The following is a 6,135-nucleotide window of genomic DNA, read 5'->3' on the forward strand; positions in this document are numbered from 1 at the left end:
CCAGGATCTCAGTGTCGCTGCATGGATTGTTGGGGCTGCTGCGCAGCCCTTTAGCGACACAAGGCCGCTCCTACAGTCTGTGTATCCACTACCTGGACGGCGCTTTCACACAGCCAAACCGCTTCTCCCGCGACGGGCTGTAGCCAAAGAACGATGCATAGCACTTGCTGAAGTGGCTCGCCGAAACAAAGCCGCAGGCCACCGCCACGTCCAGGATCGGCAGGTCGCAATACTGCAGCAGCCGCCGGCTTTCGGTAATCCTCAGCTCCAGGTAGTAGCGCACCGGCGTGGTGCCCAGCTGGTGCTGGAACAACCGCCCGATCTGGCGCTTGGAGCGGCCCACATAGTCGGCCAGCTGGTCTTGGCTCAGCGGCTCTTCGAGGTTCGCGCTCATCAGGTTGATCGCCTCGCGCAGGGGCTCGCTGATGTTGGTCTGCGGCGCTGGCGTGGCGCGCTTGTAGCGTGACGCCTCGAACGCCAGGATCGCGCCGATGCCCTCGGCCAGCTCGCTGCCGCGCAGGCGGCCGAGCCATTCCTGCACCATACCGAACGCGCCGCTGGGGCTGGCGGCGCTGAGGCGGTCGCGGTCGACCACGAAACTGTCGCTCGAGACCTGGCTGTGCCGGGCGATCTCGGCCACCGCGCCGCGGTGCTCCGGGTGCACGGCGCAGCGATGGCCGTCCAGCAGCCCGGCCTGGCCGAGGAACCAGGCGCCGTTCCACAACCCGGCCAGGGCCACGCCTTTGCGCGCCAGGGCCTGTAACAGGCCGGCCAGCTCCGCTGATGCCGACAGCGCGGTGCGCAGCCCGCCGCACACCACGAACAGGTCCAGCGGTTGCTCGAGGCTGTGGGCCATGGCCCCGGCGGGGCAGATGACGATCCCCAGGTCGCTGGTCACCGAGCTGCCGTCGAGGCTGAAGGTGGTGCTGACGCAGGCGTCGGGTTGGATCAGGTTGGCGGTCACCAGCGTGTCCAGGGCTTGGGTGAAGGCCGGCAAGGAAAAGTGCTCCAGCAGCAGAAAGCCCACGCGGGCCTGTTGGCCGGTGGGCGGTGCTGCGTTGCTGGTGAAGCGTGAGTTGTGCCCTTGCAGGGCGTTGCTGAAATGTCGTGTCGGGAGCAACGGGTGTTTCTCTTCTTGCAGGCACGTGGGAAAACGGCGGGCGCTGGGGCCCGCCGCCATTGAGTCAGTGGCTGGGCAGCGCCCCCTTGCGTCGTTCGAGCAGGCCACGGGAGAGGCGGTCGAGCAACAGCGCCACGGCGACGATCGCCAGCCCTGCGCGCAGGCCCAGGCCCATCTCCATGCGGGTCAGGCCACGGGTCACTTCCGCACCCAGGCCACCGGCACCGACCAGCCCGGCCAGCACCACCATGGCCAGCGACAGCAAGATGCACTGGTTCAGGCCCACCAGCAGGGTGGGCAGGGCACTGGGCAGTTCGATCTTGAGCAGGATGGTGCGCGGCGTGGCGCCGGTGGCCTGGCCGAGCTCCAGCAGGTCCTTGGGTACCTGGCGAAAGCCCAGGCTGGTCAGGCGCAGCATCGGCGGGATGCCGTAGATGATGGTGGCGATGATCGCCGGCACCTTGCCCAGGCTGAAGATGATCACGGCCGGGATCAGGTACACCCAAGGCGGCACGGTCTGCATGATGTTGAGCAGCGGCCCGATCGCCTCGTCGAAGCGCTTCACCCGCGCCGCCAGGATGCCCAGCGGAAAGGCCACGGCCACGGCGATCAGCACCGCCACCGAAACCAGCGCGATGGTCTGCATCGACGCGGTCCAGAAACCGCTTAGCCAGCAGAAGCCGAGCAGCACTCCGGCCAGCAGCGCGCTGCGCAGGTTGATGAACACTGCGGTCAGCCCGCACACCACGGCGATCAACGCCCAGGCCGGTGGCAGCAGCAGGGCGGCTTCGATGGCGCCGAGCACCGCCTCGACGAAGTGGCTGATGGCGACGAACAGGCCGTGCAGGTTGGCGTTGAGCCAGTCGAACAGCGGGGCCAGGTAGGCGCCGGGGGAAACGTTCAGCTCAGTGAGGGTCATGGCCGGGCTCCTGGCGAGTGCCGCTCTGGGCGAGGCGGTCGAGGATCAGGGTCAGCACCACGATGGCGATGGCGGCATTGATCGAACGGGCGATGTCCAACGTGCGGATGGCGCTGTAGATCACCTCGCCCAGCCCGCCGGAGCCGACGATACCGGCGATCACCACCATGCCGAAGGCCATCATCAGGCTCTGGTTGATGCCGGTCATGATGCTCGGCAGGGCGAACGGCAGGCGGATCTTGACGAACTGCTGCCAAGCGGTGGTGCCGCTGGCGTGGCCCAGCTCGATGAACACCTTGGGGGTCATGCGGATGCCCAGCGCGGTCAGGCGCACCACCGGCGGCACGGCGACGATGAAGGTGGCCACCAGCGCGGTGCCCGCGCCGTAGCCGAGCAGGGCGATGGCCGGCAGCAGGTAGATGTACGGTGGCAGGGTCTGGATCAGGTCCATCACCGGTTCGCTGATGCGGTACAGGGTGGGTGACAGGCCAGCGGCCACCCCGCAGGGGATGCCCACCAGCAGTGCCAGGCTGGTGGCGGTCAACACCAGGGCCAGGGTGCTCATGGTCTGTGGCCACAGCCCCATCACTGCACACAAAAGCAGCGCGGCCAAGGTGCCGAGGGCGAAGCGCCGCCCGGCCAGGCGCCAGGCCAGCAGGGCGAACAGCACGGCGACCACATAGAAGGGCGCCAGGGTGGTGACGGCCAGCACTGCCTCGTACAGCGCCTTGAGCACGTCGTTGATCGCGTCGAACAGCTGCGAGGCGTTATCCGATAGCCACATCAGGCCGTTGTCGACGGTTTCGTCGAAGGCAGCGGCAAAGTCGGCGGGGTTCATGCCGAGCCCTCCCGCGAGGTGGGCACCGCGTGCAGCGGGGTTTCCGGTGGTACGCCCTGCACCGCGCGCAGCAGGGCGCGCTGGCTGATTACCCCAACCAGCACGCCGTTGTCGCGGATGCCCACGGCATCCTGCCCGGAGCGGATCAGCAGGTTGATCAGGGTATCGAGGTCGCTGTCGGGGCTGGCGCATTCAAGGTGTTCGAGGTTCTCGCCCCTGGCGGGTGGCTGCATGATCGAGTGGGCCTTGACCAGGTGCAGGCGCGAGATACCGGCGACGAACTCGGCCACGTAGTCGTCGGCGGGGCTGAGCACGATGTCCTCGGCGGTGCCTTCCTGGATGATCACCCCGTCTTTCATGATGGCGATGCGGTCGCCGATGCGGATGGCTTCTTCCAGGTCGTGGGTGATGAACACCGCCGACTTGCCCAGCGATTTGGTCAGCTGACGGAACTCTTCCTGCAGTTGGCGGCGAATCAGCGGGTCGAGGGCGCTGAACGGCTCGTCCATGAGGATCACTTCCGGGTCGGAGGCAATCGCCCGGGCCAGGCCCACGCGTTGCTGCATGCCGCCGGACAACTCGGACGGGTAGCGGTTGGCCCAGTCGCTCAGGCCCACCTTGGCCAGGGCGCGCCCGGCCACTGCATGGCGCTCGGCCTTGTTCACACCCTGCACTTCAAGGCCGAAGGCGGCGTTCTCCAGCACCGTGCGGTGGGGCAGCAGGGCGACGCTCTGGAACACCATGCCAATGTGCTTGGCGCGTACGTCGCGCAGGGTGGCGGCATCGAGCTTGGCGATGTCGCGGCCCTTGACCAGCACTTCGCCGCTGGTGGGGGTGATGAGCCGGTTGAGCAGGCGGATCAGCGTGGACTTGCCGCTCCCCGACAGGCCCATGATGCAGAAGATCTCGCCGCGGCGGACCTGCAGGCTGACGTCCGAGACGCCCACCACGCAGCCGTATTCCTGGAGGATCTGGGTCTTGCTCAGGCCGCGCTCGCGGTAGGCTTGCAGGGCGGCCGGCGCGCGGTCGCCGAAGATCTTCCAGACGCCGCGGCAATCGACCAGGGTTTCAACAGCATTATCGGTATTCATAGGTGCACCCGAACCAGAGTTTTCTGGTGTGTTCTTGTGTTCAAGTTCGGCAGTGGCAAAGGCGGTTACGCCGCAATCAGTACTTTTTTATGTTTTCCCAGCGCTTGAGCAGGTCGGCGTGGCTGTCGGTCCAGTCCTTGATGGCCTGGTCCATGCTCTTGCCATCGTTGACGGCGGCGTTGATCGCGGCGATGTCGGCCAGCGGCACGTAGACGCTGGCGATCACCTCGCGGGCCTGGGGGTTGGCGGCGGCGAAGCCCTTCTGGCCGATCCAGTAGTAGCCCTGCGGTGGGGCGAACACACCCTTGGGGTCCTTGAGGAACTTGGTGTCGTACTTGAGTGCCATCCAGGTGGGCTCCCACAGGGTCACGGCCACCCATTCCTTGCGGTCGACTGCCGACTTGAGCGCAGCGGTCATCGCCGCGGTGCTGCCTTCGAGCAGGTTGAGCTTGAGGTCGTACTGTTTCACGGCATTGGCGGCTTCGTTCATCAGGCCGGAACCTGGCTCGATGCCGATGATCTTGTTGCCGAACTTGTCGGCGTTTTCGTTGAGCTGTTCGATGGAGTCGATGGGCACGTACTTGGGCACGGCAATGGCCTGGTACAGGCCGTGGGAGACCGGCGAGAGCTTTTCCAGGCGGTTCTTGTTCTTGTTCCAGAAGTCCTGGGCCACGTAGTCGATCTGCGAGGCGAGGAGCTGCACGTCACCCTTGGTCAGTGCGGCGTAGGCGATGCCCCATTCGGAGAAGGAGGTCACCTTGACCGTGTAGCCGGCGTCTTCCAGGGCCTTCTTGGTGATGCCGGTGATGGGCGTGAGGTCTTCCCACGACAGGGTGCCCATGTTGATGACCTTTTCTTCGGCCTGGGCCTGGCACAGGCCAAGCCCGACCATGGCCAGCGCGCACAGCGCCTTGCGGATGCGATTCATGTGCTGCTCCTTCGTGGTGGCGATTGGGCGTTGGCGCCCTTTGTTGTTGAAATTCACCTGCGCAGAACCGGGGCCGGGCCGAGGCCGCCGCAGGGCTGTGCTACGAAATTGGCACGGGATCGAAAGTCGGTCAATCGAATTGTATTCTTTGTGTATACCTAAAAAATTCAGTCAGAATACTCGCCGTCCCCGCACGTTCACGGGTTTGAGCGAAGCTTGGCCTGGGCGCAGGCGAGCGGAATTCGTCGCTGCCGGGCATGATTTCGTCGCTAATGGATAAGCGTGTGCGGCAATTGATCGTTCACGTGCTCGGGGCGCGCCGCATTTGGCGATGTGCTCAAATACCCAGGGCGTGACGAAGGGCTTGCTGGCCCTGTAACCGCTCATCGAAAAAGCTGTAGACACATTGTCTAGCGCTAACCTATAGTCATTATACAAATTGTAGACACAGACCTATGACAACCAAAAAGGCCTCCATGAAAGCCAACGCTGATGTCCACTCAACCACTGGCGATGTGCCCCTCGACCGCAAGGGCGTCCTCGCCGACGCCCTGCGCCGACGCATCCTCAGCATGGAGCTGGCGCCTGGCGCGGTGGTCGACGAACTGGCGATGTGCGAAGAGTTCGGCCTGTCGCGGCCCCCGGTGCGCGAGCTGCTGCGCCAGATCGCGGCCGAGGGCTACATCGAGCTGGAAGCCAATCGCGCGCCCCGGGTGGCGGCGATGAACCACGACTCATTGCACAGCTTCTTCCTGGCTGCGCCGCTGATCTACATCGCCACCACGCAGCTGGCGGCGACCCACGCCACGGCGCAGGAAATAGAGGGGCTCAAGGCCATCCAGGCACAGTTCCGCCAGGCCATCGAGACCCAGGACGTGGAAAACCGCGTGCTCTACAACGATGCCTTCCACCTGGAAATCGGCAAGATGGCGCACAACGTCTATCTGTCCTATTAAATTTTAGTCACGTTTTACGATCTGCAGCCGAGCCCTCATGGCCACTAGTTTTCCAGCCTGCCCAGCATCTTCTTTTTCTCAATCCTGTGTCAGCGCAAAGCTTTTAGTTAGCTTTTGCTGATTTTGAGCCAAGTTTAGGCTCCAAAACTTAACTTTTCTAAGTGTGGCTGTGACCGCTTCTTGTCAAGGTATGCGCGAGATCCAAGCGCATTTGCAGGTGATGTATTGCGCTGATTCTTCCCCCAGTCTTATCTCGTCGGTAGCCAGGCGACCTGTTTGAGTC

At 64.4% G+C, this 6,135-nt stretch carries 5 protein-coding genes and 1 pseudogene; 1 reads left to right on the forward strand and 5 read right to left on the reverse strand.

The genetic code is table 11. The annotated features are described in order from the left end of the window. Positions 1–88: 88 nt before the first annotated feature. The 5 genes from IX761_RS14235 to IX761_RS14255 form a co-directional block, all read right to left on the reverse strand. A complete protein-coding gene (locus IX761_RS14235; protein WP_194790205.1) occupies positions 89–1,120 on the reverse strand; it encodes a GlxA family transcriptional regulator in 1,032 nt (343 codons plus the stop codon). 64 nt (positions 1,121–1,184) lie between these two features. After that, entirely contained in the window at positions 1,185–2,039 is an 855-nt protein-coding gene (locus tag IX761_RS14240; protein ID WP_194790206.1) for an ABC transporter permease, read from the reverse strand. Continuing rightward, a complete protein-coding gene (locus IX761_RS14245) occupies positions 2,026–2,877 on the reverse strand; it encodes an ABC transporter permease (RefSeq protein ID WP_194790207.1) in 852 nt (283 codons plus the stop codon). The genes IX761_RS14240 and IX761_RS14245 overlap by 14 nt, the downstream gene beginning before the upstream one ends. Further along, positions 2,874–3,968 (reverse strand): quaternary amine ABC transporter ATP-binding protein, encoded by a 1,095-nt coding sequence (locus tag IX761_RS14250; RefSeq protein WP_194790208.1) that lies wholly within the window; start codon positions 3,966–3,968, stop codon positions 2,874–2,876. Before IX761_RS14250 ends, IX761_RS14245 begins: the two co-directional genes overlap by 4 nt. Positions 3,969–4,044: 76 nt before the next feature. Next, positions 4,045–4,896: a glycine betaine ABC transporter substrate-binding protein gene (locus IX761_RS14255; RefSeq protein ID WP_194790209.1), complete on the reverse strand. Its 852-nt coding sequence runs from the start codon at positions 4,894–4,896 to the stop codon at positions 4,045–4,047. Between the two features lie 476 nt (positions 4,897–5,372). On the opposite strand from IX761_RS14255, the pseudogene IX761_RS14260 reads away from it, so the two are divergent. Further along, positions 5,373–5,843, forward strand: a pseudogene (locus tag IX761_RS14260) (GntR family transcriptional regulator); the annotation flags it as partial. Positions 5,844–6,135: the final 292 nt, after the last annotated feature.

This window comes from Pseudomonas sp. UFMG81, assembly GCF_015354575.1.
Lineage (GTDB): Bacteria > Pseudomonadota > Gammaproteobacteria > Pseudomonadales > Pseudomonadaceae > Aquipseudomonas.

What these genes read in the sequence shown, in the direction of transcription:
- IX761_RS14240 (WP_194790206.1), bottom strand. Translation starts at nt 2,039, where the DNA reads ATGACCCTCACTGAGCTGAACGTTTCCCCCGGCGCCTACCTGGCCCCG.
- IX761_RS14245 (WP_194790207.1), bottom strand. Translation starts at nt 2,877, where the DNA reads ATGAACCCCGCCGACTTTGCCGCTGCCTTCGACGAAACCGTCGACAAC.
- IX761_RS14250 (WP_194790208.1), bottom strand. Translation starts at nt 3,968, where the DNA reads ATGAATACCGATAATGCTGTTGAAACCCTGGTCGATTGCCGCGGCGTC.
- IX761_RS14255 (WP_194790209.1), bottom strand. Translation starts at nt 4,896, where the DNA reads ATGAATCGCATCCGCAAGGCGCTGTGCGCGCTGGCCATGGTCGGGCTT.